This is a genomic window from Paracoccus lutimaris, from assembly GCF_003337565.1.
GTDB lineage: Bacteria > Pseudomonadota > Alphaproteobacteria > Rhodobacterales > Rhodobacteraceae > Paracoccus > Paracoccus lutimaris.
This window is the reverse complement of the sequence record NZ_QPJL01000009.1, coordinates 14,950-41,932: the sequence shown is the minus strand read 5'-3', so window position 1 is coordinate 41,932 and position 26,983 is coordinate 14,950. Positions and strand designations below refer to the sequence as shown.

Annotated in this window: 27 protein-coding genes; 10 read left to right on the top strand and 17 right to left on the bottom strand. The window is 67.0% G+C overall.

The window, feature by feature from the left end; translation table 11 throughout:
* Positions 1 to 51: 51 nt before the first annotated feature.
* Positions 52 to 1,359 carry an ATP-dependent protease ATPase subunit HslU gene (hslU, locus tag DFP89_RS09855; protein WP_114349218.1) on the bottom strand — a complete coding sequence of 436 codons (1,308 nt, stop codon included), beginning with the start codon at positions 1,357 to 1,359 and terminating at the stop codon, positions 52 to 54.
* 94 nt (positions 1,360 to 1,453) lie between these two features.
* On the bottom strand, positions 1,454 to 2,008 hold the full coding sequence (gene hslV / locus DFP89_RS09850) for an ATP-dependent protease subunit HslV (protein ID WP_114349217.1): 555 nt from the start codon (positions 2,006 to 2,008) through the stop codon (positions 1,454 to 1,456).
* An 85-nt stretch (positions 2,009 to 2,093) separates the two neighbouring features.
* Between hslV and DFP89_RS09845 the strand changes: the two genes are divergently transcribed.
* Positions 2,094 to 2,996 carry a hypothetical protein gene (locus tag DFP89_RS09845; protein WP_114349331.1) on the top strand — a complete coding sequence of 301 codons (903 nt, stop codon included), beginning with the start codon at positions 2,094 to 2,096 and terminating at the stop codon, positions 2,994 to 2,996.
* 33 nt (positions 2,997 to 3,029) lie between these two features.
* Here the strand turns inward: DFP89_RS09845 and trxA are convergent, their stop codons facing one another.
* The 6 genes from trxA to dapB all read right to left on the bottom strand — a co-directional run bounded on the left by trxA (position 3,030) and on the right by dapB (position 12,714).
* Complete coding sequence (gene trxA, locus DFP89_RS09840) at positions 3,030 to 3,350, bottom strand: thioredoxin (RefSeq protein WP_114349216.1); 321 nt, start codon at positions 3,348 to 3,350, stop codon at positions 3,030 to 3,032.
* A 53-nt stretch (positions 3,351 to 3,403) separates the two neighbouring features.
* On the bottom strand, positions 3,404 to 6,781 hold the full coding sequence (addA, locus tag DFP89_RS09835) for a double-strand break repair helicase AddA (RefSeq protein WP_114349215.1): 3,378 nt from the start codon (positions 6,779 to 6,781) through the stop codon (positions 3,404 to 3,406).
* Complete coding sequence (gene addB, locus DFP89_RS09830; protein WP_114349214.1) at positions 6,774 to 9,713, bottom strand: double-strand break repair protein AddB; 2,940 nt, start codon at positions 9,711 to 9,713, stop codon at positions 6,774 to 6,776. Before addB ends, addA begins: the two co-directional genes overlap by 8 nt.
* Complete coding sequence (locus DFP89_RS09825) at positions 9,706 to 10,380, bottom strand: nucleotidyltransferase family protein (RefSeq protein ID WP_114349213.1); 675 nt, start codon at positions 10,378 to 10,380, stop codon at positions 9,706 to 9,708. The genes addB and DFP89_RS09825 overlap by 8 nt, the downstream gene beginning before the upstream one ends.
* The gene (tsaE, locus tag DFP89_RS09820; protein ID WP_114349212.1) at positions 10,377 to 11,795 is read right to left on the bottom strand and encodes a tRNA (adenosine(37)-N6)-threonylcarbamoyltransferase complex ATPase subunit type 1 TsaE; all 1,419 of its coding nucleotides are present in this window, start codon (positions 11,793 to 11,795) and stop codon (positions 10,377 to 10,379) included. The genes DFP89_RS09825 and tsaE overlap by 4 nt, the downstream gene beginning before the upstream one ends.
* A gap of 112 nt (positions 11,796 to 11,907) precedes the next feature.
* On the bottom strand, positions 11,908 to 12,714 hold the full coding sequence (dapB, locus tag DFP89_RS09815; RefSeq protein ID WP_114349211.1) for a 4-hydroxy-tetrahydrodipicolinate reductase: 807 nt from the start codon (positions 12,712 to 12,714) through the stop codon (positions 11,908 to 11,910).
* A 79-nt stretch (positions 12,715 to 12,793) separates the two neighbouring features.
* Between dapB and rbfA the strand changes: the two genes are divergently transcribed.
* Genes rbfA through gloA2 form a run of 4 tightly spaced genes read left to right on the top strand, consistent with a single transcriptional unit; the run spans position 12,794 to position 15,261 of the window.
* Positions 12,794 to 13,213 (top strand): 30S ribosome-binding factor RbfA, encoded by a 420-nt coding sequence (gene rbfA / locus DFP89_RS09810; RefSeq protein ID WP_114349210.1) that lies wholly within the window; start codon positions 12,794 to 12,796, stop codon positions 13,211 to 13,213.
* Entirely contained in the window at positions 13,203 to 13,958 is a 756-nt protein-coding gene (locus DFP89_RS09805) for a phosphodiester glycosidase family protein (RefSeq protein ID WP_114349209.1), read from the top strand. Before rbfA ends, DFP89_RS09805 begins: the two co-directional genes overlap by 11 nt.
* Positions 13,958 to 14,854, top strand: a complete 897-nt coding sequence (gene truB, locus DFP89_RS09800; RefSeq protein ID WP_114349208.1) for a tRNA pseudouridine(55) synthase TruB — start codon at positions 13,958 to 13,960, stop codon at positions 14,852 to 14,854. Before DFP89_RS09805 ends, truB begins: the two co-directional genes overlap by 1 nt.
* 8 nt (positions 14,855 to 14,862) lie before the next feature.
* Complete coding sequence (gene gloA2, locus DFP89_RS09795; protein WP_114349207.1) at positions 14,863 to 15,261, top strand: SMU1112c/YaeR family gloxylase I-like metalloprotein; 399 nt, start codon at positions 14,863 to 14,865, stop codon at positions 15,259 to 15,261.
* Here gloA2 and DFP89_RS09790 read toward each other — a convergent pair.
* The 8 genes from DFP89_RS09790 to DFP89_RS09755 form a co-directional block, all read right to left on the bottom strand.
* Positions 15,246 to 16,166 (bottom strand): MBL fold metallo-hydrolase, encoded by a 921-nt coding sequence (locus DFP89_RS09790; RefSeq protein WP_114349330.1) that lies wholly within the window; start codon positions 16,164 to 16,166, stop codon positions 15,246 to 15,248. The two genes, gloA2 and DFP89_RS09790, sit on opposite strands and share 16 nt — an antisense overlap.
* Positions 16,167 to 16,240: 74 nt before the next feature.
* The gene (locus DFP89_RS09785; RefSeq protein WP_114349206.1) at positions 16,241 to 16,888 is read right to left on the bottom strand and encodes an RluA family pseudouridine synthase; all 648 of its coding nucleotides are present in this window, start codon (positions 16,886 to 16,888) and stop codon (positions 16,241 to 16,243) included.
* Positions 16,885 to 17,511 carry a LysE family translocator gene (locus tag DFP89_RS09780; protein ID WP_114349205.1) on the bottom strand — a complete coding sequence of 209 codons (627 nt, stop codon included), beginning with the start codon at positions 17,509 to 17,511 and terminating at the stop codon, positions 16,885 to 16,887. Before DFP89_RS09780 ends, DFP89_RS09785 begins: the two co-directional genes overlap by 4 nt.
* 94 nt (positions 17,512 to 17,605) lie before the next feature.
* Positions 17,606 to 18,013 (bottom strand): GFA family protein, encoded by a 408-nt coding sequence (locus tag DFP89_RS09775; RefSeq protein ID WP_114349204.1) that lies wholly within the window; start codon positions 18,011 to 18,013, stop codon positions 17,606 to 17,608.
* A complete protein-coding gene (locus DFP89_RS09770; protein ID WP_114349203.1) occupies positions 17,979 to 18,443 on the bottom strand; it encodes a GAF domain-containing protein in 465 nt (154 codons plus the stop codon). The genes DFP89_RS09775 and DFP89_RS09770 overlap by 35 nt, the downstream gene beginning before the upstream one ends.
* A 9-nt stretch (positions 18,444 to 18,452) precedes the next feature.
* Positions 18,453 to 19,301, bottom strand: a complete 849-nt coding sequence (locus DFP89_RS09765) for an NAD-dependent epimerase/dehydratase family protein (RefSeq protein WP_114349202.1) — start codon at positions 19,299 to 19,301, stop codon at positions 18,453 to 18,455.
* Positions 19,298 to 20,152 carry a glycosyltransferase gene (locus tag DFP89_RS09760; RefSeq protein WP_114349201.1) on the bottom strand — a complete coding sequence of 285 codons (855 nt, stop codon included), beginning with the start codon at positions 20,150 to 20,152 and terminating at the stop codon, positions 19,298 to 19,300. The genes DFP89_RS09765 and DFP89_RS09760 overlap by 4 nt, the downstream gene beginning before the upstream one ends.
* On the bottom strand, positions 20,149 to 21,366 hold the full coding sequence (locus DFP89_RS09755; protein ID WP_114349200.1) for an NAD-dependent epimerase/dehydratase family protein: 1,218 nt from the start codon (positions 21,364 to 21,366) through the stop codon (positions 20,149 to 20,151). Before DFP89_RS09755 ends, DFP89_RS09760 begins: the two co-directional genes overlap by 4 nt.
* A gap of 150 nt (positions 21,367 to 21,516) precedes the next feature.
* Between DFP89_RS09755 and DFP89_RS09750 the strand changes: the two genes are divergently transcribed.
* From DFP89_RS09750 to DFP89_RS09730, 5 genes are all read left to right on the top strand, one after another.
* A complete protein-coding gene (locus DFP89_RS09750) occupies positions 21,517 to 21,972 on the top strand; it encodes an RrF2 family transcriptional regulator (RefSeq protein ID WP_114349199.1) in 456 nt (151 codons plus the stop codon).
* Positions 21,973 to 22,120: 148 nt separating this feature from the next.
* Positions 22,121 to 22,975: a shikimate dehydrogenase gene (locus DFP89_RS09745; protein WP_114349198.1), complete on the top strand. Its 855-nt coding sequence runs from the start codon at positions 22,121 to 22,123 to the stop codon at positions 22,973 to 22,975.
* Positions 22,972 to 23,556 (top strand): dephospho-CoA kinase, encoded by a 585-nt coding sequence (gene coaE / locus DFP89_RS09740; RefSeq protein WP_114349197.1) that lies wholly within the window; start codon positions 22,972 to 22,974, stop codon positions 23,554 to 23,556. The genes DFP89_RS09745 and coaE overlap by 4 nt, the downstream gene beginning before the upstream one ends.
* 4 nt (positions 23,557 to 23,560) lie before the next feature.
* A complete protein-coding gene (dnaQ, locus tag DFP89_RS09735) occupies positions 23,561 to 24,277 on the top strand; it encodes a DNA polymerase III subunit epsilon (RefSeq protein ID WP_114349196.1) in 717 nt (238 codons plus the stop codon).
* 40 nt (positions 24,278 to 24,317) lie between these two features.
* The gene (locus tag DFP89_RS09730; protein WP_114349195.1) at positions 24,318 to 25,190 is read left to right on the top strand and encodes a YihY/virulence factor BrkB family protein; all 873 of its coding nucleotides are present in this window, start codon (positions 24,318 to 24,320) and stop codon (positions 25,188 to 25,190) included.
* A gap of 6 nt (positions 25,191 to 25,196) precedes the next feature.
* On the opposite strand, the gene DFP89_RS09725 is transcribed toward DFP89_RS09730, so the two are convergent.
* Positions 25,197 to 26,981 carry a sensor histidine kinase gene (locus DFP89_RS09725; RefSeq protein WP_114349194.1) on the bottom strand — a complete coding sequence of 595 codons (1,785 nt, stop codon included), beginning with the start codon at positions 26,979 to 26,981 and terminating at the stop codon, positions 25,197 to 25,199.
* Positions 26,982 to 26,983: the final 2 nt, after the last annotated feature.

Here is a 26,983-nt window from a genome sequence, read left to right as displayed (position 1 = left end):
GCGTCCCCGTATTGGCTTATGCCTCAACGATATGGACGCCGCCCGGTTCCCTTACAGCACGTAACGCGACAGATCGGTCGAACGCGAGAGATCCCCCAGATGCTTCTCGACGAAAGCCGCGTCCACCGTCACCTTCTCGCCCGAGCGGTCGGGGGCGGTAAAGGACAGCTCCTCGAAGACCCGCTCGATGACGGTATATAGCCGCCGCGCGCCGATATTCTCGACCGAGCCATTCACCTCGGCCGCGATCCGCGCCAGCGCCCGGATGCCATCCTCGGTAAAGCTGACCACGACGCCCTCGGTCGCCATCAGCGCGGTATATTGCAGCGTCAGGGCATTGTCCGTCTCGGTCAGGATGCGGATGAAATCCTCTTCGGTCAGGGCACGCAGCTCGACCCGGATCGGCAGGCGCCCCTGCAATTCCGGCAGCAGATCCGAAGGCTTGGCGATGTGGAACGCGCCACTGGCGATGAACAGGATATGGTCGGTCTTGACCGGCCCGTATTTCGTACTGACGGTAGTCCCCTCGATCAAGGGCAGCAGGTCGCGCTGCACCCCCTCGCGGCTGACATCGCCGCCGCGCGCCTCTTGCCGGGCGGCGACCTTGTCGATCTCGTCGATAAAGACGATGCCGTTTTCCTGCACCGCCTCAAGCGCGGCGGCCTTGACCGCCTCGTCATCCAGAAGCTTGTCGGCCTCTTCGGCGATCAGCAGCTCATAGCTTTCCGAAACGGTCACCTTGCGCCGCACCCGGCGCCCGCCAAAGGCCTTCATCAGCCCCGACAGGTCCATCATGCCGCCCATGGCGCCGGGCGGCTGGCCGGGCACCTCCATCATGCCGAAGGGGTTGGAATTGTCCTGAACCTCCAGCTCGATCACGGTATCGTCCAGCTCTCCGCGCTTGAGCTTGTCGCGAAACATCTCGCGCGTCTGCTCGCGGGCATTCTCGCCGGCCAAAGCGGCGACAACGCGATCCTCGGCGGACTTATGAGCCCGCGCCTTGACCTCGTCGCGCATGCGCTCGCGGGTCTCGATGATGGCAGCATCGGCCAGATCGCGGATGATCTGCTCGACATCACGGCCGACATAGCCGACTTCGGTGAATTTCGTCGCCTCGACCTTCAGAAACGGCGCTCGCGCCAGCTTGGCCAGACGGCGGGAGATCTCGGTCTTGCCGACCCCGGTCGGCCCGATCATCAGGATGTTCTTGGGATAGACCTCATCGCGCAGATCATCGCCCAGCTGCTTCCGGCGCCAGCGATTGCGCAGCGCCACGGCGACCGCGCGCTTGGCGTCCTTCTGCCCGATGATAAAGCGATCCAGCTCGGACACGATCTCGCGCGGGGTCAAATCACTCATGTTCCACCTTTCCTGTCACGGGCACGGAGGCAAAAGCCCTTCTTTCATGCCCAAATATCCCGGGGGAGGCCCGAAGGGCCGGGGGCAGAGCCCCCTAACCCAGCACCTCAACCGTCAGATTGTCGTTCGTATAGACGCAGATATCGGCCGCGATCGCCATGGCCGCGCGGGCCACGCCCTCGGCATCCAGATCGCTTGCCATCAGCCCGCGCGCCGCAGCCAGCGCGAAATTCCCGCCCGAGCCGATGGCCGCCACGTCATGCTCGGGCTCCAGCACGTCGCCCGCGCCGGTCACCACGAAGATCTCGCGCCCATCGGTCACGATCAGCATGGCCTCCAGATTGCGCAGATACTTGTCCATGCGCCAGTCCTTGGCCAGATCGACACAGGCCCGCGCCAATTGCCCCGGTGCCGCCTCCAGCTTCTTCTCCAGCCGCTCCAGCAGCGTGAAGGCATCGGCGGTCGAGCCGGCAAAGCCCACCACCACGTCATGCCCGCCGGGCTTGAGGCGGCGCACCTTGCGCGCCGTGCCCTTCATCACCGTCTGCCCGACGCTGACCTGACCGTCGCCGGCCACCACGACCTTGCCGCCGCGCCGCACCGCCAGAATGGTGGTGCCGTGCCAGCCGGGAAATTTCTCATCGGACATGCGTCTTCTCCGCTATGGTCTTGGCGCTCAGATATGGGCGCGGGCAGGCTTTCGCAAGCCGCCCGCAATCGCTAGCCTGCTGCGCATGAGCCATGCCCCGACCCTGCGTATCTATCTGGACGGCACGATGCTGGAAACCTCGCGCGCCGGCACGTTCAACTTCATGAACGTGCTGCGCCATGCGGTTCAGGGCGCCGGCTGGCACATCGAATTCCACCAGACCAGCCCCGAGGCCCGCCATCTCGCGCCCCGGCTGGACGGCTACGCGCTTTATCACATGGAGCCGCCGACCCATGACCGCGCCCTGACCTTTCGCCGCGCCTATCACTATCCGTTCTGGCAGATCGAGCCGGTCCCGCAGCGCTGGCGTTTCCATGTCGCGCGCAGCCGCTTCGACCCGCAAGGCGTCGATCCGGACGAGGCCCGCGACTTTGCCGACCGCCTGCGCGAGCGCGTCCTGCCGGGCCGCGCGCCCCGGCGCGACGGACCGGTTCTGGTGCCACTGCAGGGCCATATCCGCCGCTGCCGGTCCTTCCAGACCATGAGCCCGGTCGAGATGCTGACCCTTACCGCCGCCACCGGCCGCCCGGTGACCGCCACCCTGCACCCGGGCGAGCACTATGACGCCGCCGACCTGCAGGCGCTGGAAAATCTTGCCGCGCGCCATCCGAACCTGACCATCGGCGGCAACACGGCGATGCTGCTGCGCGACTGCGCCTTTGTGGTGACGCAAAACAGCGCCGTGGCCTTTGACGGCTATCTGCTGGGCAAGCCGGCAGTGCTGTTTGCACAGATCGACTTTCACCATATCGGGCTGAATGTGGCCGATCTGGGGGCCGAGCGCGCCCTGGCGCTGGCCGAAACCCGGCAGTCGGAATTCGCGGCCTATCTTTACTGGTTCCTGCAGCAGCAATCCGTCAATGCCAGCCGCCCGGATGCGGGCGAACGGATTCTTGCCCAAATGCGCAGGGGCGGCTGGCCGATCTGACCCGCCGCCCCCGTTATGAACTCATAGCCGCGATCAGATCGCGTCGTCGATCCAGGCCTTCAGCGCGGCCTTGGGCGCCGCGCCGATCTTGTTCGAGACGACCTGGCCGTCCTTGAACAGGAACAGCGCCGGAATGCCGCGCACGCCAAGCTGGGCGGGGCTTTCGGGGTTCTCGTCCACGTTCACCTTGACGATCTTGACCTTGTCGCCATATTCGGCGGCCAGTTCCTCAAGGGCCGGGCCGATCTGGCGGCAGGGACCGCACCATTCAGCCCAGAAATCGACCACGACCGGGGTCGCGGATTCGCGGACTTCGCTGTCGAAGGTGGCGTCGGATACGGCGTGGGTCGCCATGGGAAATCTCCTGCGATGCGCCGGATCATGCCGGCAGGAACGTCCCCAAACAGCTAGGCACCCGACCGCGCGGGGTCAAGACCCGCCAGCACGCGCGAAATCAGCGCATCGGGCAGAGGCATCAGGCTGCGCGTCGCGGTCCACAGGACCGCCGTTTCCACCACGCGATCCGGCCAGATCGCCGCCAGCGCCGCATGATAGGCGGCCATCTGCCGCAGGATGCCCAAAGGCACGGCCTCGGGCACAGCGGGCACGTCACGGTTCGATTTGTAATCCACCGCCAGCACGCGGGTCCTTGTGATCACAAGCCGGTCGATCTTGCCCCAGACCGTTCCAACGCCCGGCAAGGGCGCGGCAAGGGCCAGCTCGCGCATGACCTCGGCGCCTTCGGGCAGGTCAAAGACCTCGGCCAGATCGGGGGCACTCAGCACCGCCTGCGCCTCGTCCAGCAGGCCGGCCAGCGCGGCGGGTTCGGGCAGGCCGCCCTCGGCGTCAGTCAGAACGTCGCGGGCGATCACCGGCCAGTCGCCGACATCGCGGCCCGGCAGATGTTCCAGCAAAAGATGCAGCCTCGTGCCGAACAGCATCGCGGCTTCGGCATCCCCGTCGCCGCCCGAGATCACCTTGGCGCCCCCCAGCGAGGTCGCAGCCACCGGTCGGCGCTTGGCCGGCATGGGCGGCGGCGCAGCGCGCAGCCAGTCGGGCGCGGCAATGGCTGCGGGGGCGATCCGGATCGTCTCGGGCGCGCTACCCGGCCAGTCGCCAAAGCTCAGCCGCCGGATCTCGCCGCCCCAGGGCGCGGGCAGGCGGGTCTGAATCAGATCGGAGCGGCCAAAGCCCGCCTCGACCATGGCATGCCAGCTTTCCTCATCCGTCCCGGTTTCCCCGGCTGCGGCGACGATCAGCCAGCTTTCGGCGCGGGTCAGGCCGACATAAAGCAGCCGCTTTCGTTCCTGCAACTGGCGTTCGGTCAGATGCGCGGCCAGATCCTCGACCGCATCGGGACGCTCGCCCTTGCGGCCGCGCCACAGCGCGCTGCCATCGGGCGCGACCAGCACCTGCCCCTCGCGCGGGGGTTTGCGCCTGGCGCTGTCGGGCATGATGACGACGGGGCTTTCCAGACCCTTTGAGCCATGGACCGTCATCACCCGGATCAACCCCTCGCCATGTTCGCCCGCGCTGCTGGGCTGGCGGCGGACCTCGACATCGTCGCCGGTCAGCCAGACCAGAAATCCGGTCAGCGAAGGGGTTTCGCTGGATTCGTAGCTCAGCGCCTGCGACAGCAGCTCGTCGATGCCATCCTGCGCCTCGGCTCCAAGCCGGGCGATCAGCCGCTCGCGCCCGGCATGGCGGATCAACAGGCGCTGGATCAGGTCATAGGGGCGCATGAAGCCGGTCTGGCCCATCAGGTCCGACAGCAGGTCAACCGCCGCGCGATGGCCGGACTCGCGCAGCCGCCGCCACAGGTATTCGCCCCGCTTGCGTCCCGCGGCAAGGCGGTAAAGCTGGTCCTCGGTCAGCCCGAAGAGCGGCGAGCGCAGGCAGGCGGCCAGGGACAGGTCATCCTCGGGCGTGGCGAGGACCGAGAGCACGGCGCGAATGTCGCGCACGGCCATTTCGCCGGCCAGCTTCAGCCGGTCGGCCCCGGCGACGGGCAGGTTTGCGGCTTTCAGCGCCGCGATGATTTCCTGAAACAGCTCCGAGCGGCGCTGCACAAGGATCAGCACGTCGCCCGCGCGGATCCTGCGCACCGCACCGGATTTCGCGTCAAAGATCGGGGTGCCCAGCATGCCCCGGATCGCGGTCGCGATGGCGCGGGCAAGCTGGGTGGTTTCCGAGTTTTCCGCCGGCAGATCGACGGGATCGGTCCAGTCGCCGGGATCGGGTTTTTCGGGCTTGGGGACCCCTGGCCACAGATCGACGCGGCCCGGCATCTCGGCGCGAAAGGCGCGATGCCGGGGCGGATCGCCCAAGCCCCGGGCCGCATCGCCCGCAAAGACCTGATCGACCAGCGACAGGATTGCGGTCGACGAGCGGAAACTGTGGCGCAGTTCCAGCACCTGCATGGGGTTCTGGATCGCCTCGAACGCGGCGGCAAAGCCCGCGCGGCGGGTCTCGAACACGGCGATATCGGCGCCCTGGAACGAATAGATCGACTGTTTCGGGTCGCCGACCACGAACAGGCTGCGCCCGCCTTCACGGCTACCATGGCCGGCAGTGAATTCGTCGGTCAGCCGCTCGATCACCTGCCATTGCGCAGGGCTGGTATCCTGCGCCTCATCGACCAGAATATGGTCGATGCCGCCATCCAGCCGGAACAGCACCCATTGCGCCATGCTGTTTTCCGACAAAAGCCGGGCGGTGCGGTCGATCAGGTCGTCGAAATCCAGCCAGCCATGCGCGGATTTTTGCGCCCGGTAACGGCTCAGGAAGGCATGGGCGAAGCGGTGCAGCGACAGCGTGCGCGCGGCATGGGACAGCGCCACGCGGCGGGGGCGGGCGGCTTCGACCCGCTCCATCAGGATCGCAAGGTCGTCGATCAGGTCCGAGGCCGCGCCCTGCCGCAGCGCCTTGGCCGGAAAGCTGTCATATTTGGCGCTGAAGGGCAGCTTGGCGCTGGCCCCGGTCAACAGCACATCCTCAAGGATCGTCAGTTCCGCCGCGCCGGGCTGCGCCCAGTTGCCAAGGGCAAGCTTTGCCGCCGCCTTCTGGTCGTTCACGCCGCTTTTCAGAAGCTGCGGGATCAGCGCGGGAATGACCTGCGCCCCGTCGGCAAAGGTCCGGACCAGAAGCCCGTCCAGATCCTCGCCGGGACCAAGACCCGAGGCCCGCCACAGCGCGTCCCGGTCGGCGGGGGCATCGAACCCCCGCAGACCGGAGAGGAACGCGTCGAGATTCTCGCCCGAATGCAGGCTCAGCAGGTCGTCAAGTTCCGGCGCGGCCGCGCGCGCCATGTCCTCGATGATCTCGGCGCGGATCAGGGCGGCGCTGCGGTCGTCCAGTTCGGTAAAGCCATGCGGCACGCCGGCCTCGATCGGGAAGCCGCGCAGGACCCCGGCGCAAAAGCTGTGGATGGTCTGGACCTTCAGCCCGCCCGGCGTCTCGATGGCGCGGGCAAACAGGCGGCGCGCGGCGCGCAGGTCGGGGGCCGCGCCGCTATCCTCGCCCAGCCGGGCCAGCTCGGCGCGCAGATCGGGTTCTGGCAGCATCGCCCATTTGCCCAGACGCGCCAGCAGGCGGTTCTGCATCTCGGTCGCGGCGGCCTTGGTATAGGTCAGGCACAGGATCTTTTCCGGCGCCGTCCCGGCCAGCAAAAGCCGCGCCACCCGGTCGGTCAGCACCCGCGTCTTGCCCGAACCGGCATTGGCGGTGAGCCAGGTCGAGCGCCCGGGATCCGCCGCCCGGACCTGCGCCAGCGTCGCCTCATCCATCGCCAAGCCTTTCGGGGGTCGCGGCCTCGGTCATGTCCCATTCGCCATGGCGCGACAGGTGGTCGTAATCGCTGGCATGGTCGCTGCGCTCCATGGCAAGGCGGGCGGTAAAGCCGCGCTCGCCGCGCAGATAGCGGCCGATCAGATCGACGAAACCGGCCCAGGTCTCCTGCGCGAAACCGGGGCCGAAATCGCGGCTTTCGGTTTTGCCGTCGCCGCCCAGCTGGATATAGCTGATGCCCGCGACATCGGTGCGCCCCAGCGCCCTGAAGGCGCCCTGCTCGACCATCGCCGCCTCAAGCGGCAATTGCTTGTCGAAATGCGCGATCTGCTTGTCGGTCGGCGGCTTGCCGGATTTGTAGTCATAGACCTGCACCCGCCCGTCCGATAGCAGGTCCAGCCGGTCGGGCTTGGCGGTCAGGCGGAAATCGACGCCGGGAATGGGCAGCTCGGCCCGATCCTCGATCACGGCGGGGCGGCCATGGGCCAGCCGCGCGGCCTCATCCGCCATCAGCCGGTCGGCGACACCGGCGATCCGCGCCCGCCAGAACAGCCGGGCCGAGGGCCATGGCACCTTGTCCGCCAGCACCTGATCGGTGATCGCCAGCAGCCGCGCGGCCATCGCCCCGGGCGGTTCCGCCTGTTCGGGCAGGCCCTTCAGGAAGCGGTCCATGATGTCATGCAGGACCGTGCCGCGCTCGGCCGCGTCGGGTTCGGGACGCAGGGGGTCCAGCGCGCGCAGGCCCAGCACGCGGCGGGCATAGACGGCATAGGGGTCGCGGATCAGGCTGCGCACCTCGGTCACCGACATCTCGCGCAGCGCGGGCGCGGGCGGAATGGGCGAGGGGCGGCGCGCAGGCTGAAGCCGGTGGCGCGGCTGGGCCTGCAACGCGGCCAGATCCAGCCAGCGCCGTCCGCGCGCGCGCATATCCGTTAGCGCCTGCGGGCCCTGCTGATCGGGCAACCCGCCCAGCAGGTTCACCAGCCGGTTCAGCCAGCGCGAGGGGATGGTTTCGGCATCACTGTCGCGGCGCGCGCGGGTCAGCACCACCTGCGCCGCACCCACGGCCTGCTGAAAATCATGCGCGGCAAGGCCGACGCGGCGTTCGGGCAGGGTCAGGCCCGCCGTCAGCCGCATCGGGCGCGACAGCCACGGATCAGGGGGCAGCGCCTGCGGCCAGCCGCCCTCGTTCAGCCCGGCAAGGATGACCAGCCCGGCAGCCTCGCCCACGGCCTCGGTCCGGGCCTCGCGCGGGCCGCGAAAGCGGACAAGGGGATGGGCAGCCACGTCCTGACGCACCGCCTGCCCCTGCAATTCGCCGTAAAGCAGGTCGCGGAATTCGCCGGGGCGCAGGTCATGGCCCTGATCGGCATGGGCAGCCAGATGGTCCAGCACCCCCCGTGCCAGCCCGCCCGAGGCCTTGCCCCACAGCTCTGATCCATCCGCATTCCCGTCCGGCCCGGCGGCCAGCGCCTCGGCCAGGGCACGCAGATCGGTCAGACGCGCGCGCAGGGGGCGGGGGCCGCGATCCTCGGCCAAGGGGGTGATGCGGTCCAGCATCCCGGCCAGCCACAGGGCCCAGGGCTTGCTTTTTTCGTCGCCCTTGTCGGCCCAGTCGCGCAGCGCCGCGCCATCGGGAAAGGCCGGGCCATGGGCGCGCAGGCGCAGCTCCAGATCCCGGGAATGGCGGTTGTGATCACGCCGGTATTCCGCGCCCAGCCCGGTCGCGGTGACCGGGTGTTTCAGCAGGACCAGCAGCATGTCCAAGGTCAGCGCCTGCCCGAACAGATCGGCGATATGACGCAGGAACAGCCCCGGCGCGGTCAGGGGCAAAGGCTGGCCGGCGGAATCGTCGGGGATGATGCCCCAGCGGTCCAGCGCCGATTGCACGCGCCGCGTCAGCATGCGGTCGGCGGCGATCAGGGTGACGGGGCGGTCGTGCTCCACCGCCTCGCGGATGATCAGGGCGATGGCATCGGCTTCCTCGGCGGGTTGCTCGGCCTCGATCAGGGTCAGGTTTTCGGTCGCGGGGATCAGCGGGCCAAGGCGCGGGCCTTCCTCGATCCACTGGTCGGTGACCGGCGCGGGACGCAGCGCGAGCGAGATCAGCCGATTGCGCGCCGGATCGGGCGCGGCATCGACCAACCAGTCGGCGGGCGGGCCGAACTCGGCACGCAAGGGCGCATAGCGGGCCTGCGGGTGATCCTCGGCCCGGACGTCCAGCCCATCCCAGACCTGTTGCGGCAGGTCGGGGTCATAGCCGGGCAGCACCACCGCGCCCATGGGCAGGCGGGCCACCGCGCGCATGAAATCCCGCGTCGCCCCGTGCGAGCCGGTCGAGCCGGCGATGACCACCGGCCCCTCGGGCAGGTTTTCGCCGCGCGCCCATGCGGCGGCAAGGTTTTCGGCGGCCAGACGCTGGCGGGATTCGCGGTCCTGCGGCGGGTCGGTCAGGTAATAGCCGGCGGCGATCCTGAGGAATGCCAGCGCGCGCGCCCAATGCTGGGCGTGATCGCCCGCGTCGATCCGGTCCAGCGCCTCGGCATCCAGCCCTTCAAGCTGCATCTCGGCCATCAGCGCCGCCAAGGATGCCGCCAGTTCCGGCACCGATTGCCCCTGCGCCAGATCGGGATCGGCGCGCAAGGCGGCGTCGATCAGCCGGCCCAGCTCCAGCCGCCGGGCCAGCGGCGCGGTGGCCGAGCCGCCGCCCAGATCGGCGATCAGGCGCAATTGCGGCAGGATCAGCGGGCCGCGCCAGATCAGCGCCTCACGCAGGGCCTGCAGGGACTGGCCGGAATTGGCATAGACCGTGACCCGCGCCATGTCCTGTGGCGGGCGGTCCCGCATCCGCGCGATCAGCCCCTCGGCAAAGGCGCCGGCGAAATCGGCGCCGCAGGGCAGGGCGAAAAGGCCGCTCTGCCAGTCAGGCATCCAGCAGCCCTTCCGCCAGCGGGATGCAGTCGGGGCGGCCTACGTCGCACCATTCGCCGCCATGGATCAGGCCATAGGCACGGGTCTGGGCGATCATCAGGTCCCAAAGCCGGTTCAGCGAAAACACCGCATCGGGGATTTCGCCCAAGCGGTCAGTGCGGATGATCTGCGCGCCGCCATAGACCAGATCGCCCTTGCGGATCAGGCGGCTGCCCGCGTCCAGACTGAAATCGCCGCCGCCCTGCCGGCCATGGGTCCGGGCCAGCGGCACCAGCATCAGCAACGCGTCCATGCGGGCATCGTCCCAAGCCGAAAGCAGCGCAGAGATGGGGTTCGGGCCGGTCCAGATGACGTCCGGGTTCATTGTGATCACAGGCCCGCCGCCCAGCAGCGGCAGCGCCTTGCGCAAGCCGCCTCCGGTTTCCAGCAGCAGGTCGGATTCGTCCGAGATGGCGATATCGCGCCCGGAAATGTGATCACGGATCTGGCCGCCCAGATGGTGGATGTTCACAGCAATGCGCCCGACCCCGGCCTGATCACCCAGGGCCAGCGCCCGGTCCAGCAGGGTCTGGCCGCCGACCGGGATCAGGGGCTTGGGGGTCACATCGGTCAGGGGTGCCATGCGGGTGCCCTTGCCCGCGGCAAAGATCATCAGGGGCAGGCTCATGCTTGCGCGATCCTTTCGATCACCCTTGGGCCGGGGGTCGGGATGCCCTCAAGCGCGCGGGCAAGGGGTGCCAGCGCCGGATGCGCCAGATTGCGCTGGATGGCGTCCCAGACCCGCGGCATGAAGGCCAGATAGCGCCGCTTGCCGTCGCGCTGTGCCAGCCGGGTGAAGATCCCCATGATCCGCAGGCTGCGCTGCGCGCCCAAAAGCGCATAGGCGGCGCAGAAACGGTCGCCATCCACGCCGGTCGCGGCGATATAGCGGGCGATCTGCGCCGCCTCGATCGCCGGGTCCACGTCACGGCGCGCATCCTGCAACCCCGAGACCAGATCATAGGCCGGGTGGACCGAAACCGCGTCCTGAAAATCCAGCAGGCCCAACGGATCGCTGTCGCGCCAGATCAGGTTCTCGGCATGGAAATCGCGCAGGCCAAGGACGGGGGGCAGGTCTTCGGCCAGTTCCTTGTGCAGGGCGGCGATGACCTCGGCCACCTCAGCGCCCTTGCCGGGGGCACCGGCGGCGGCGGGGTAATATTCGGCGAAAAGCCCGACCTGATGGGCCAGTTCGCGCCCGTCCAGCCGCAGGACCCAGTCGGGGGGCGGGTGACCATGCAGATCGACCAACAGGTCGGTCATGCGCTCATAGATACGCGGGGCAAGGCCCGGGTCGGATTCCAGCACCCGCGCCACCAGATCGTCGCCCAGATCCTCAAGCAGCAGCAGCCCCTCGGTCTGGTCGGCGGCGATGATTTCGGGCGCGTGCAGGTCACGGTGGCGCAGCCATTGCGTCATCGCCACATAGCTGTCCGTGGTGCCGGGCGCGGCATCCATCAGGACGGCGCTGCGGTCCCCGTCCAGCAGCCGGAAATAGCGCCGGGACGAGGCGTCGCCCGCCAAGGGGACCAGTCGCGCCGGATCCCAATGCGCGCGGTGGATCAGCCGCGCCATCGCGGGCAGGCGGGCCATCGCACCCCAGCGGGCATCCGAGCCGGCCAGCGTGATGCGGCGCAGCTCGGGGAAATCGGGCAGGGGTTCAAGCCCAAGGGACAGCGGATCGGGCAGCGGGCCGCCATGGTCGGGCCATTCGATCAGCACGACGCTGTCGCGCATCGCCTCGTCCAGCCCCAGTTCGATCAGCTCGTCGGGATGGGTCAGGCGGTACAGGTCGGCATGCCAGATTTCGCTGCCCATCGGGTCGGCATAGGTCTGGACCAGCGTAAAGGTCGGGCTGGGCACGTCCTCGGCCGCTGCGCCCTGACGCGCGCGGATGAAGGCGCGGGCGAAATGGGTCTTGCCGGCGCCGACCGGCCCCTCAAGCGCGACGGTGTCGCCGGGTTTCAGGACGGCCGCCATCACCCGCGCAAGACAGGCGGTCAGGTCGGCATCTGCATGGTCAAGCGTGGCAAGCAGGGTCATGGCGCGAATCTATGCCCGCAAGACCGGGCCGTCAAAGCCCGCTGTGTCACATCTGCCTGACGTCACAAGGATGGTCCGTTCCTGACGTCACCGAGATATGTCGTTCCTGACGTCACAGGCCCAGCACATCGGCCATGTCATATTCGCCCGGCCCCTTGTCCTGGCCCCACAAAGCCGCGCGCAGGGCGCCGCGCGCGAAAATGGCGCGGTCGGTGGCGACATGGCGCAGGATCACCCGTTCCCCCGCTGTCGCGAAGATCACGTCATGTTCGCCGACAATATCGCCGCCGCGAATGGCGGAAAAGCCGATGCTGCCCGCCTGACGCGCGCCGGTGATGCCTTCGCGGGCGGGGGTGCGCAGATCGTCAAGGCTGTGGCCGCGCCCTTCGGCTGCGGCCTCGCCCAGCATCAGCGCGGTGCCCGAGGGGGCGTCGACCTTGCGATTGTGATGGGCCTCGACCACCTCGATGTCCCAATCCTCGCCAAGGGCGGCGGAGACCTTGCGGCTCAGGCCGACCAGCAGGTTGACGCCAAGGCTCATGTTGCCTGCGCGGATGATCGCGGCGTGGCGGGCGGCGGCCTTGATCTTGGCCAGATCGCCGGCTTCAAGCCCGGTGGTGCCGATCACATGCACGGCGCGGGCCTGCGCGGCCAGTTCGGCGAATGCCACGGTCGCGGCGGGGCTGGTAAAATCGATGACCGCCTGCGCCCCGGCAATCGCCTCGACCGCGTCATCGGTGACGGTGATGCCAAGGGGCGCGCCGCCCATCGCCTCGCCCAGATCGCGGCCGATCCAGGGGTTGCCGGGACGCTCGATGGCGCCGACCAGACGGGCCTGATCGGACTCCAGAACCGTGCGCACCAGCATCTGCCCCATGCGACCCGACGCGCCCGTGATGACGATTCCCGGCTTTTCCATGCCAAAACCCCTGCTTTCCCGGCTTTGCCCCCTCTGTATCCCGTTGCGGCGCGGGCCGCGACCCCCTACATCTGCGGCCATGGCACAGAACCGCTTTCATTCCGGCCCCGGCCCCTCGCAGCGCCAGCTTCGCGTGGGTGAGCTGATCCGCCGCACGCTTTCGGACGTCCTGCTGCGCGCGGATGTCCATGACCCCGACCTGAACCGCCACTCGATCACGGTGGGCGAGGTGCGGACCTCGCCCGACCTCAAGGTCGCGACAGCCTATGTGCTGCCCCTTGGCGGCCATGACGCCGAGGATGCGCTGGCCGCCCTGCGCCGCAACGCGCCCGAGCTGCGCCATCTGGTCGCCAAGGCGATGACGCTGAAATACGCGCCGCAGCTGCGCTTTGTTCTGGACGAGACCTTCGACCGCATGGACGACACCCGCCGCATCCTGTCCGAGGACCGCGTGCGCCGCGATGTCGAATCGGGCGATGACGAAGGCGATGAGGACTAAGCTGAAGCGCCGGCTGGGGCTGGCCATCGGCGCGCTGATCGCCATGACCCTGCCCGCCATCGCGGGCATCTGTGAGAAGCGCGATTTCGACGGGCAGGGCTATGTCATCTGCACCCTGAACGCCGCGCAGGAGCCGGGCCTGCGGCTGTGGCTGAACGGCCCGGACGGGCAGACCTTGGGCGATTTCACCGCCGTGCGCCGCACCTTGGCCGCAGGTCGGGTGCTGGGTTTCGCCATGAACGCGGGCATGTATCACGCCGATTACAGCCCGGTGGGGCTGTATCTCAGCGATGGCGAAACGGCGGGCGGGCTGGTCACCGGGGCCAGCAACGACAATTTCGGCATGCTGCCCAATGGCGTCTTTTGCAGCGGCGGCGCCCGGCCCTATCAGGTCATCGAATCGCGCGCATTCGCGAAAGCCCGGCCGGATTGCCGGCTGGCCACACAATCGGGGCCGATGCTGGTCATCGATGGCGCGCTGCATCCGCGTTTCCTGATCGACAGCGACAGCCGCTATATCCGGAACGGGGTCGGCGTCTCGCCCGACGGGCAGACGGCATGGTTCGCGATTTCTGACCGCGCGGTGACATTTCACGAATTCGGGCGGCTGTTTCGCGACGGCCTTGGGGCGCGGGACGCGCTTTACTTTGACGGCTCGGTCTCGCGGCTATATGCGCCTGCGCTGAACCGCGCCGATTTCGGCCGGCGGCTGGGGCCGATCATCGGATATACGGAACAGGAATAATGGCACGGAAAAAGGGACGCGAGATCCACGGTTGGCTGATCGTGGACAAGCCCGCAGGTATTGGCTCGACCGATGTGGTAAGCCGGGTCCGCTGGGCGCTGGACGCGAAAAAGGCGGGACATGCCGGCACGCTGGACCCGGATGCGACCGGCGTTCTGGCCGTGGCCCTGGGCGAGGCCACCAAGACCGTGCCGATCCTGACCGACGCGCTCAAGGCCTATGACTTCACCGTCAACTGGGGGGCCGAGACCTCGACCGACGACGCCTCGGGGCAGGTCATCAAATCCGCAGAAACCCGTCCATCTGCGGATGCGATCCGCGCCGCCCTGCCCGCATTCACCGGCGAGATCATGCAGGTCCCGCCCGCCGTTTCCGCCGTCAAGGTCGATGGCGCCCGCGCCTATGACCTTGCGCGCGAGGGCGAGGTGGTCGAACTGGCCGCCCGCCCGCTTTGGGTCGAGGAGCTGGACCTGCTGGCCACGACCCCGGACACCGCCGATCTGCGCATGGTCTGCGGCAAGGGCGGCTATGTCCGCGCCATCGCCCGCGATCTGGGCCGGCAACTGGGCTGCCTTGGCCATGTCGCGCGCCTGCGCCGGATCTGGTCAGGGCCGTTCGACGCCGCTGACGGCTTTGCCTTTGACCGCATCGACCGCGCCAATCAGGCCGAGATCGAGGCGGCGCTGCTGCCGATCCAGTCTGCCCTGGCCGACCTGCCCGAGATGCAGGCGACGGATATCGGCGCCACCCGCATCCTGAACGGCAATCCCGGTCAGGTGCTGGGACACGCCGAATTCGGCGAGGAAGTCTGGGTCAGCCGGCAAGGCCGGGCGCTGTGCATCGGCCGCTATATGGGCGGCGAGGTCCAGCCCTCGCGCGTGTTCAATCTGGACTAGGGGGCCATATGCTGCGCGCCATTCACCACGCCGCCATCATCTGTTCGGATTACGAACGCTCGAAGGCGTTTTACACGCAGGTGCTTGGTCTGCGCATCATCGCGGAAAACCTGCGCGCCGCGCGGCAATCATGGAAGCTGGATCTGGCCCTGCCCGATGGCAGCCAGATCGAGCTGTTTTCGTTTCCGAACCCGCCCAAGCGCCCCTCGACCCCCGAGGCGCAGGGGCTGAGGCATCTGGCCTTTGCCGTTGACGATATCGACGCCGCCTGCGCCCGGCTGGAAGGCCATGGCGTCACGGTCGAGCCGATCCGCGTCGACGAATATACCGGGCGCCGCTTTACATTCTTTCCCGATCCCGACGGTCTGCCGCTGGAGCTGTATGAGACGCTTCAGCCCGCGAACTGATAGGTTGCCGGGACAAAGCGGAACGACCCCTCGCCATTCGGTGCGATGAAGGCCAGCGCCGGATAGGGCATGTGATAGCCGATGCAGGGGATGCGCTCCCCGGCCAGCCGCGCCAGAACCCTGGCCCGGGTGGCGGCGCCCGCCTCTTTGTCCTGATCGAAACGGACATGCCAGCCGGGACGCTGCACCGAATAGGCGTAATGGTTGAAGGTATCGCCGGTGATCAGCAGCTTTTGCCCGTCGCTTTCCAGCAGATAGGTGGTGTGGCCGGGGGTGTGGCCATAAGCGCCCTCGGCGCGGATGCCGGGCATGATCTCGTCCCCGTCAGCGATCTGGCGCGCCTTCGCGGCCAAAGGCGCGACATTGGCCGTATAGGCCTCGCTGGGATTGGCGGCCCAGAAGTCGTTTTCCATCTTGGGAAAGATCAGCTCGGCATTGGGGAAATTCGGCACGGTCCCGGCCATCAGCCCGCTGATATGGTCGGGATGCATATGGGTCAGGACGATATGGGTCACGTCCTCGGGCGTGTAGCCGGCGGCGGCCAGCGAGGCCTTGTTGTTGTCGGCGATCATGCCGGTGTCGAACAGGACGAGCGCATCGGACGTCTTCACCAGCGTCAGGGTAAAGGAACTGCCCGTGCGGTCGGCGGGGATGAAATTCTCGGCGCTGAGTCTGTCGAACTCGGCCGGGTCGGCGCCGATGCCAAAGGTCTCGATCGGCTTTTCGCGCATGCTTTCGCCGCCAAGCAGCGTCGTCACCTCGAAGGCGCCCAGCCTGATCGTCTGCGCGCGGCCGGAAAAGGCCGGGGCCGCCGGGGCGGTCTGGGCATGGGCCGGCAGGGCCAAAAGCACCGGCAGGCCCCCAAGAAGCAGGGCGGTGCGGCGGGTCACATCAATATCGCTCATCTTCATCGCTCCTTTGGTTGTCGCATCTTCAACCATAGGGGCGGGCGCGGGGTTCCCGCATGAAACCTGCGTGATCAAAAAGGCGCCGATGCCGAGAAATTCATGCTGACCCCTGTTTCCGGATGCTTGAAGCGCAGCGATTCCGCATGCAGCATCAGGCGCGGGAAATCGGCGGCGGCACCGCTGGCATAAAGCGGATCGCCCAGGATCGGGTGGCCGAGTTCGGCCATATGCACCCGCAACTGGTGGCTGCGCCCGGTCAGCGGCATCAGCCGTACCCGGGTCTCGTCGTCGCTGGCGCGGATCACCCGCCAGTCGGTCTGGGCCGGACGGCCCTGATCGTGATCGACCTTTTGCCGGGGACGGTTTGGCCAATCGACGATCAGCGGCAGATCGACCGTGCCGGATCTCGGCTCAAGCCGGCCATGCAGGCGGGCGACATAGACCTTTTTGGTGCGGCGTTCCTCGAACTGTTTCGACAGGTTGCGCTGCGCATGCGGCGTCAGGCCAAAGACCATCACCCCGGACGTGTCCAGATCCAGCCGATGCACCAGCAGCACGGTCGGAAAGGCGCCGCGCAACCGTTCGATCAGGCAATCCGTCCTGTCCTCACCCCGGCCGGGCACCGACAAAAGCCCCGAGGGCTTGTCCACGACCAGCACCTCGTGATCGGCATGGATCACCTGCGGCTGCGCCTCGGTCGGTTGATAGACAAAGCTCATTTCGCCACAAGGCGGATCGCCAGCCCGGCAAACATCACCGCCGCGATCTTGTTCAAAAGCCCCAGACGCTTGCCCAGCATCTGCCCGGCATAGCCCGCGACCACGCCATAACCGATGGTGACCAGCGTGCCGGTAAAGGCAAAGATCAGGCCCAGCCCAAGGATCTGCTGCCAGATCGGACCAAAGGCGGGGTTGGTGAATTGCGGCAGGAACGCCAGCAGAAACAGCACCGGCTTGGGGTTCAGGATATTCGACAGCGCCCCGCGCCGGATGATGTTCCACGGCCGGCGCGCCGCCTGCGCCTGCGGATCGACCGGCCCGGCAGTCCAGCTTTTCCAGGCCAGATACAGCAGATAGCCGGCGCCGGCATATTTGATCGCCGTCATCGCCTCGGGATAGGCCTTGACCAAGGCGCCAAGCCCTACGGTCGCCAGCATCAGGTGAAACAGCACCCCCAGCCCGACGCCGATGCCGGCCAGTGCACCGGCGCGCGGCCCGTTCTGAATGCCGCAGGCGCTGGCAAAGAACACGTCCTGCCCCGGCGCAAAGTTCAGCGCCAGCCCGCCCAGGATAAAGGCCAGAAGCTGCGGCGCAGGAATATTCGCGATGGTATCCCAGATCATCTCAACCCACCCAGAATCGTGTCATTGCCCCCGCATCCGCCAGCGGGCTTTTGCGGTCCATCCAATGCCCCGGCGAAAAGGTCAAGCGACAGGCTCACTCGCGCGCATCCTGCGGCAGGCCGTCGGCGATGTCGTAATAGTCGCCCTTATCGGCGACGAAGATATGGCCCTGCAGCCGCAGTCCGGTCGGGCTGTCGATCGCGCCCGCCGCCACGTCGATGATGGGCGAGCCATCGCGCTGCCAGAACAGCGACGAACCGCAATCGCCGCAAAACCCGCGCCGCGCAAAATCCGAGGCGCGATACCATTTCGGTTCACCGCTGATCTCCAGCGTCCTGGGCAGGATCGCCGCCCAGACATGGCCCGACCAGCGCCGGCACTGGCTGCAATGGCAGGCCTTGAGACCATGCGTGTCGTCATAGCTGCCGTGAAAGCGGATCGTGCCGCACAGGCAATGGCCGGTGAACTCAGTCACGCCCGGGTGTATTGGCGAATGTGTCATCAAGGATCCTCTGCAATTCTGCCGCGTCCTGACCGGTAAAGGCATCGGGCTGGTTGCTGTCGATATCCAGCACGCCGATCAGCCGCTTGCCAAGGCCAAAAACCGGCAGGACGAGTTCCGAACGGGTCGAGCTGGCGCAGGCGATATGGCCGGGAAAGGCGTCCACGTCGGGGACAAGCTGCGCCTCGCGTGCGCGCGCGGCGGCGCCGCAGACCCCGCGCGAAAACGGGATCACTAGGCAGCCATGGCCGCCCTGATAAGGTCCGATCTTCAGCAATTCGGGCTGGGTGACGCGGTAAAAGCCGGTCCAGTCGAAGCGGTCGTCGGAATGGTGGATTTCGCAGGCCAGCGTCGCCATCAGCGCAACCTCGTCGGTTTCGCCATGGGTCAGGGCACGGATACGGGCGGAAAGGTCGGTGTAATCAGGCATGGGCGAAACCTAGCCCTGCCGGGGCGCAATGTCATCGGTGAAGGCGCCAAGAATGCCCGGCAGATCGCGATGCAGCAGCGCCATGCCGCCGGGACGCCATCCCAGAGCCCGCAGGCGGTCACAGGCCGGGACCCGCAGCGGCGCGGGACCGGCGCGCGCGGGCAGGGGCGTCTTGCAGCCGGTCAGGCGCGCCACCCCGGCCAGCAGATCATGGCGGTCCAGGACCAGATCGCTGACATTGTAACTGCCGGACATGGCGGGATCGGCCAGCACCCGCAGCAGGGCATCGGCAAGATCGGCGCCGTGAACCTCGGTCGCCACGGCGGGCGGGGGCGTGGTGCCGGCAAGGAAATCGGCGATCAGCCCGGCCCATTTCTGCGGCAGGCCAGGGCCATAGACACCGGTCGGGCGCAGGCTGGCGCTGCGGAAATCCGGCGTCGCCATCTGCGCCAGCGCGGTCTCGGCTTCGGCCTTGAGCTGACCGTAAAGACTTGTCGGTATTGGGGAAAGATCGTCAGAAAGCCGCGTCCCGGCGGGGTATCCGTCATGGACCGCACGCGACGACAGAAAGATCACCCGCCCTACGCCGCTGTCCCGTGCGGCCTGAAACAGCCGCAACGAGCCATCCAGATTGGCAGCGATGAAGGTCTGGGGATCGTCCCCCTCGCCACCGCGATAGCGGCCGGGGACGTGCTGGAAAGCGGCGTGGACCAGCGCCTCGCAGCCGCCAAGGTCGGGGGTCTGGCCCAGCCTCCAGTCGGGACGGGACAGGGGGATGACCTGATGCCCGGCGGCTTGTGCGGCACGGACGATCCAACGCCCGACAAGCCCCGAGGCACCGCTGAGCGCGATCCTCATGCGCGGCCCCGCGATAGGGCCGGGGGCGGGGGAAGATCGCGCGGATCGGGCACCGGGCCATCGCCCGCATGGGCGTGCCACAGGTCGATCAGCACCCGCAGCGCATCGGCCTTGGTCTGATTTTCCCACGGTTTTTCATACTGATAGTGCAGAATGCGGATATCCTGCCAGCGCCATAGTTCGGGCAGGTTCAGCCAGACATATTGCAGCATGTTGTCAAAGACCGGCAGCCCGTGCCAGTTCGGGAAATAGCTTTCCAGAAAGGTCTGGTCGGTGCGTCTCCAGAAGGCGCCGGGCTGGTCCAGACGGCTGAGCATGGTCTGAAATGTCGCGGCTGAAGGACGCGCGGTAAAGACCCCGGAATTCAGCCGGTGAAAATCGGCCAGCGTCTCGTAAACATTTGGTGCGGCTGAGAATTCCGGGTAATCGAACAGCCGGTCCACGTTTTGCAGGACCAGCGCATCGGCATCGATGAAGACCACGCGCCGATAGTCCAGCTGCCACAGCCGCAGCTTGACGAAATTGTCCAAGGGCGTGTGAAAGGGCGGCTTCCGGCCCTTGGTGAAGGGGGCGGCGCCATGCAGCCGGTCACGGCCATGCAAGATATTGAATTCGCTGGAAGTGGGCAGCAGGTCCGCGTGCACCGTGCGGACACCGAGCGTACAGAGGCCCTCCACCGTTTCCGCCGGCAGGTCGGTGTAAAGCAGGACCAGATCGGCGGTGGTGCCGCTCCGTCGCAGCGACCGAAACAGCGCCGCCGCCCCTTTTGCGTAATCGGGATTGGTCGCCAGCGTGACATAGGCGCGGTCGGAACGCGCCTTGCCATCAGGCCGAAGGCCCGGCTCTGTCACGAGACCTGACGCAGCCGCTTGCCCTCGGGGTCGTGCTCGACCCGCTGGGCGATGTCGCGGGTCCAGGCGCTGACGGCCGGCACGCGCGCGCGGTCGATGCGATGGGCGTATTTGCGCGCCACCTCGACCACCTCGGTCAGCAGCCCTTCGGCCAGCGTGATCGGCTGCAGGCCCAGTGCCAGAAACTGGTCGTTCATGACGATCAGCTCGTTTTCATCGGCCTCTTTGCGGGGATTGGGAAGATAGGCCACGCGGGCACCGGTCAGCCGCGCCACCAGCTCGGCCAGATCGCGGACGCGGTGGGTTTCGGTCATCTGGTTGAAGATGCGCACCCTGTCGCCCGGGGCGGGGGCATCGCGCAGGGCCAGCTCGATACAGCGGACCGAATCCTGGATATGGATAAAGGCGCGGGTCTGGCCGCCGGTCCCATGCACGGTCAGCGGATAGCCGATGGCGGCCTGGATCAGGAAGCGGTTCAGCACCGTGCCGTAATCGCCGTCATAGTCAAAGCGGTTCACCAGCTGCTCGTGCCGGCGGGTCTGCTCGGTATGGGTGCCCCAGACGATGCCCTGATGCAGGTCGGTGATGCGCAGCCCGTCATTCTGGGCATAGAACTGGAACAGGATCTGATCGAGGCTTTTGGTCATGTGATAGACCGATCCGGGCCGCGTCGGATACAGGATCTGCTGGTCGCACGGCCCCGATGGCGTGTCGATCCGGATGTCCAGATAGCCTTCCGGGATCGGCGCCCCGACCGAGGAATAGCCGTAGACCCCCATGGTCCCCAGATGCAGCAGATGCGCATCGATGCCGGTTTCGACCAGCGCTGCCAGCAGGTTATGGGTCGCGTTGGTGTTGTTGGTGACGGTATAGACCTTGTGGCGGTCGGTTTTCATCGAATAGGGCGCGGCGCGCTGTTCGGCGAAATGGATCACCGCATCGGGGCGATGATCGGCAAGCCAGCCCTTGAGACGCTCATATTCCGTTGCCAGATTCAGCAGATGAAAATGAATGCGCTTGCCGGTTTCCTGGTGCCAGATGCGGCAGCGTTCCTGAATGGAATCCATCGGCGTCAGTGACTGCACGCCCAATTCGGTATCGATCCAGCGGCGCGACAGATTGTCCAGGATATGAACCTCGTGCCCAAGATCCGACAGATGAAGCGCCGTCGGCCATCCGACAAAACCGTCTCCACCCAGAACTGCAATGCGCATGGCCTCTCTCCTGTAGCTGCACGGCAGGAATGAGGCCGGAATGTGTCAGAACAATGAAAACTTGACGAGAGGGCCGGGTCGCGCACCGGCAAGAGCCCGCATCCTTGCCGAAAACTTGCGCAGAGGGCCGTGCATCACTAAGGATTCATTATGATCTCGCAAAAGACGAAATATGCCATCAAGGCCCTGATGACCCTTGGCGATGAGCTGGCCAGCGGCGGCAGCGCGCTGACCATCGAAGAGATCGCCCAGCGGTCCGGCGCGCCCAAGCGTTTTCTGGAACATATCATGCTGGAACTGCGCAATGCGGGCTATGTCGGGTCGCGGCGTGGGCGGGCGGGCGGCTATGTGCTGATCAAGCCGGCGCAGGAAATCTCGATCGGGGAATTGCTGCGGCAGGTGGACGGGCCGATCGCGCCGCTGCCATGCCTGTCGCGCCGCTCCTATCAGCGCTGCGAGGATTGCGACGACGAAAAGACCTGCCGCCTGCGCAAGATGTTCGGACAGGTCTTCTGGTCCTATCTGCTGCTGATCGAATCGCTGACGCTGGAGGACCTGCTGGATCAGGGCGATCTGCCCGAAATCCCCGAAATCGGCGTCGCCTGACAGCACGGCAGGGTTGCATTCCTGCCGCGATCCGCGCAGCTGCGGGCAAAGCCGCTTGACCCGGCAGCGGGGCGGCGGCACTTCTCGAAAAGGACGCCCGTTCAGGGCATCGAATGCGCCCCGAACCGAAACCACTCCCGGTCCCGCCATGCCAGAGACGACCCAGCCGCCCCTGCCCCGCCACGCCCCCCTTGCCGGGGTGATCGGCTGGCCGATTGCGCATTCCCGCTCGCCCCGTCTGCACGGGCACTGGCTCAAACGCTATGGCATCGCCGGAAGCTATGTCGCGCTGCCAGTCATGCCCGAGCATCTGGCCGAGGTGCTGCGCGCCATGCCGCGCATGGGTTTCGTGGGCGCCAATGTCACCATTCCGCACAAGGAATCGGTGCTGGCGCTGGCCGATGTGGTCACCGACCGCGCGGCGCTGATCGGGGCGGCGAATACGCTGATCTTTCGCCCCGACGGCAAGATTCATGCAGATAATACCGATGGTTACGGCTTCATCGCCAATATCCGCCAGAACGCGCCGGGCTGGATCCCCGATCTGGGGCCGGCGGCGGTGATCGGGGCCGGAGGCGCGGCGCGGGCCGTCGTCGCCTCGCTTCTGGAAAGCGGGGTGACGGAACTGCGCATCACCAACCGCACCCGCGTCCGGGCCGAGCAGATCAAGGCCGAATTCGGCGCCAAGGTCGTGGTCTATGACTGGGCGCAGGCCGGCAACATGCTGGAAGGGGCGATGACGGTCGTGAACGCCACCTCGATGGGGATGGAGGGCAAGCCCGCCCTGCGCGTGCCGCTGGACGCGCTGGCGCCGGGCACGCTGGTCACCGATCTGGTCTATACGCCGCTGATGACGCCCTTTCTGCTGGAGGCGCAATCGCGCGGCTGCGAGGTCGTGGACGGTCTGGGGATGCTCTTGCATCAGGGCGCTCCGGGGTTCGAACGCTGGTTCGGCCAGCGCCCCGAGGTGGACGACGATCTGCGCCGGGCCGTTCTGGCATGAGCTTTCGGCTGGGCCTGACCGGCGGCATCGGCATGGGGAAATCGACTGCCGCGCAGATGTTTCGCGATCTTGGCCATCCGGTCTGGGACGCGGATGCGGCGGTGCATCGGCTTTACGCGCCGGGCGGGGATGCGGTCGCGCCCGTCGCTGCGGCCTTTCCGGGCGTGCTGAAGGATGGCGGCATCGACCGCGCCGCCCTGCGCCTTGTGCTGGCCGACAGTCCCGATGGATTTCAAACCCTTGAGGGGATCGTGCATCCGCTGGTCGCGGCGGACCGCGCCGCTTTCATCACCCGGCATGATGCCGCCCCCATCGTGGTTCTGGACATCCCCTTGCTTTACGAGACCGGCGCAGAGCGCGGAATGGACGGGGTGGCCGTGGTCTCGGCCCCGCCAGCGATCCAGCGCGCCCGCGTCATGGCCCGCCCCGGCATGACCGAGGAAAACTTCCAGATGATCCTGTCGCGGCAGATGCCGGACAGCGAAAAGCGCAAGCGGGCCGATTGGGTGATCCCTTCGGACACCATGGACGGCGCGCGGGCGGCGATCATGGACATCTGCGCCGCGATCATGGCAGGTTAGCCTCATGCGCGAGATCGTTCTGGACACCGAAACCACCGGCTTTGACCCCGCCACCGGCGACCGCATCGTCGAGATCGGCGCGGTCGAACTGATGAACCACCTGCCCACGGGCCGGACCTTTCATGTCTATATCAACCCCGAGCGCCCGATGCCCAAAGAGGCCTTTGACGTGCATGGGCTGGGCGACGATTTCCTGCGCGACAAGCCGAAATTCGCGCAAATCGTGCGGGATTTCATCGATTTCATAGGCCCGGATGCGAAACTGGTGATCCATAACGCCCAGTTCGACATGAAATTCCTGAATGCCGAGCTGAAGGCCGCCGGGCACCCCACCATGCCCTATAGCCGCGCCGTCGATACGCTGGAGATCGCCCGCAGCAAGTTCCCCGGCGCGCAGAATTCGCTGGATGCGCTGTGCCGGCGTTTCCGCATCGACAACTCGAACCGGACGCTGCACGGCGCGCTGCTGGACAGCGAGCTTCTGGCCGAGGTCTATCTGGCCCTGCAAGGCGGACGCCAGCCGGGGCTGGTGCTGGATGTCGCGGCCGAGACGGGCGGCGCGGGTCAGGGCACGGGGCCCATGGGCAGCGCGCCGCGCGGGCCGCGTCCGCGCGCCCTGCCTCCCCGCCTGACCGGGGCCGAGGCCGAGGCGCATCAGGCTTTCGTGGCGAAAATGGGCGACAAGGCGGTATGGCTTCGCTACAAAATGGGCGAGGCCTGAAGCTGCCTGAGGGCGGCAGCCGAAGCACGGAGGCGGGTATTTGATCGGGGAGGTGTGGCGGTTCATCCTTGCGATCTTTGAACGCATGGACAAGATCCACATGAGCCTGATTGCCGCTGGCGTCGCCTTTTACGCCATGTTCGCGGTGTTTCCCGGCCTTGCGGCGCTGTTTGCGCTATGGGGTCTGTGGTATGACCCGGCGCTGATCGAGGGATATATGCATGCCAGCGAGGAGTTCATCCCCGAGGGCGCGGCGCAGATCCTATATGGCCAGATCAGCGCGCTGGTCGCGGCAGGTCCGACGCAATTGGGCTGGACCACGGCGATTTCCTTTGTCATCGCCACCATCGCCGCCCGGCAGGGCGTGGGCGGGCTGATCCAGGGGCTGAACGCGGCCTACGGCGTGCGCTCGCATTCCACCATCACCGGCTTCGTGCTGGCCTATGCGCTGACGCTGGCCATCGTCGGCGTGATCGCGCTGGGGCTGGCCACGATCATCGTCGTGCCCATCGCCTTCAACCTGCTGCCCGACATGCCGCTGCGCGACTGGCTGATCGGCAAGCTGCCCTGGATCGCGGTCTTCGTGATCGTGCTGGTCGTCATCGGCATCATCTATCGCTATGGCCCGAACGTGAAGACGCCGCGCACGGCGATCTTTACCTGGGGGTCGCTGTTCGCGGCGCTGGCATGGGCTGCGGCCTCGTATGGGTTCTCGGCCTATCTGGGCAGTTTCAACAGCTATAACCGGATCTATGGCTCGATCGGGGCGGTGGTGGCGCTGCTGATGTGGTTCTTTCTGGGCGGGTTCTCGGTCCTGCTGGGTGCGCTGATCAATCTGGAACTGGCGCGGCGGCGGCGTTTCATCGCCGCGCGCGAATTGCGGCAGGCGGCAAAGGCCGGGGCCAAGGACTAGCCTGCGCTAATGCCGCGCCCCCGGCCGCGCGGCCGAGGTCAGCACCACCTGCGGCGGTTCGGCCGGATCGCTGCGCTTGCTGACCCGATCCACTTTGAAGCGCAGCCGGAACAGAAAGCGGGCCTCGGAGATTTCCTGTTCCGCCGTGCCGCCAAGCTGGGTGGCAAAGGCCTCGATCAGCTGGCTGCCAAGGCCGGTGCCCTCGGCCTCAGTGGTCTTGGCAACCGAATTCTCGACCTCAAGCACCGCCGATTTCGGCCCGTCCGCGCGCAGGCTGACCCGCACCCAGGGCTGGGCCTTGGGGTCCGAGGCGCCGGAATATTTCAGCGCATTGGTAAAGGCCTCGGTCGCAAGCAGGGTCAGCGGCACCGCCTGATCGGGCATCAGCACAAGGGGTTCAAGCTGGGTATCGATGCGCAGCCCCGCACCGGGGCCGACCGAGGCATTGGCCATCTGGTTGATGATATCGCGGATCAACAGGTCCGCCTGAACCGAATCCAGATGCTCGGCCTGATAAAGGTTGCGATAGATCGTCGCCAGCGACGCCACCCGGTCCTGAACCGACCGCAGCACCCGTTTCGCGTCGTCATGGTCGATGACGCGGATCTGCATGTTGATGATCGAGGCAATCAGTTGCAGGTTGTTCTTGACCCGGTGATGGACCTCTTTCAGCAGCACGGTCTTTTCGTTGACCGAGGCCTCCATCGCCTCTTCGTCGCGGATCAGGATGCGGGCCATGTTGTGGAAAGTCTGGCTCATGTCCTCGATCTCGGCGGGGGCGTCGGCCAGAACCGGCGGCGGGGTCGAGCGGTCGCCGATGGCAAAGCGCCGCATCTGGCCGCGAAGTTCGCGGATATGGCGCAGGACCAGCCGATAGACGGCGAAATAGGCCACGACCAGCGAGGCCGCCCACAGGATCAGGGGCAGGATCAGCGCCGTGCGCCGGGTGATGTCGATGCCGCCGATGCCGCTTTCGGCGCGGTTCCACGATCCCAGCGCATAGACCAGCCCCGGCACCACCGGCACCACGCTGAAAACCCGCCTTTCGCCGGAATTGGAATAGTCGCGGAAGGTCGTCTCGCTGCGCGACAAAAGCGAGGGCAGGCTTTGGCCGCGCGGCAGCACCTGCGCCAGATCGTCCTCGCTGTCGCTGTCCGATGACAGGATCTGGCCTTGCGTGTTGAAGGTCAGGATGCGCGCGCCCTCGGTCCCCATGGCCGAGACATGGCTGGAACGCAGCAGGTCATGGGTCATCGAGACCGAGACATAGCCCAAAAGATCGACGCCGCGATACAGCGGCTGGACCACCACCACCACGGCGCGGTCGGTGGCCAGCCCCCCCATGCTGGTCGTGACCAGCGTGCCGGGGCTTTCCGAGAACTGCTTGAAGGCCGCGTTCTGCGACAGATCATGCACCCCCGGCACCGACGAGCATTCCGTCACCCCGTCCAGCCGGGTAAAGCCGGCATAGACAAAGTTCACCGTGCGCTGGACAAAGCCGCGCATGATGTCGGAACAGGCTTTGGGGTTGTTCATCGTCTCAAGGACGGCGGGACCCAGCGCATCGGCGGTGCCCAAGGCGCCCTGCAACAGCGCGCGTTCCCCTGCCGCCGCCGTCGCGGTCCGGCCCAGCAGCGCGATTTCGGACGAGCGTTCGTATTCGCGCGACAGATGCAGCGTCTGGATGACCGAGATCAGGCCGATGGGCAGGATGGCGACGGACAAAAGCCCGCCAAGGCGAAAGCCCAGACCCTTGGTGAATTCCAGCCTGTCCAGCCATCGCCGCAGCACGA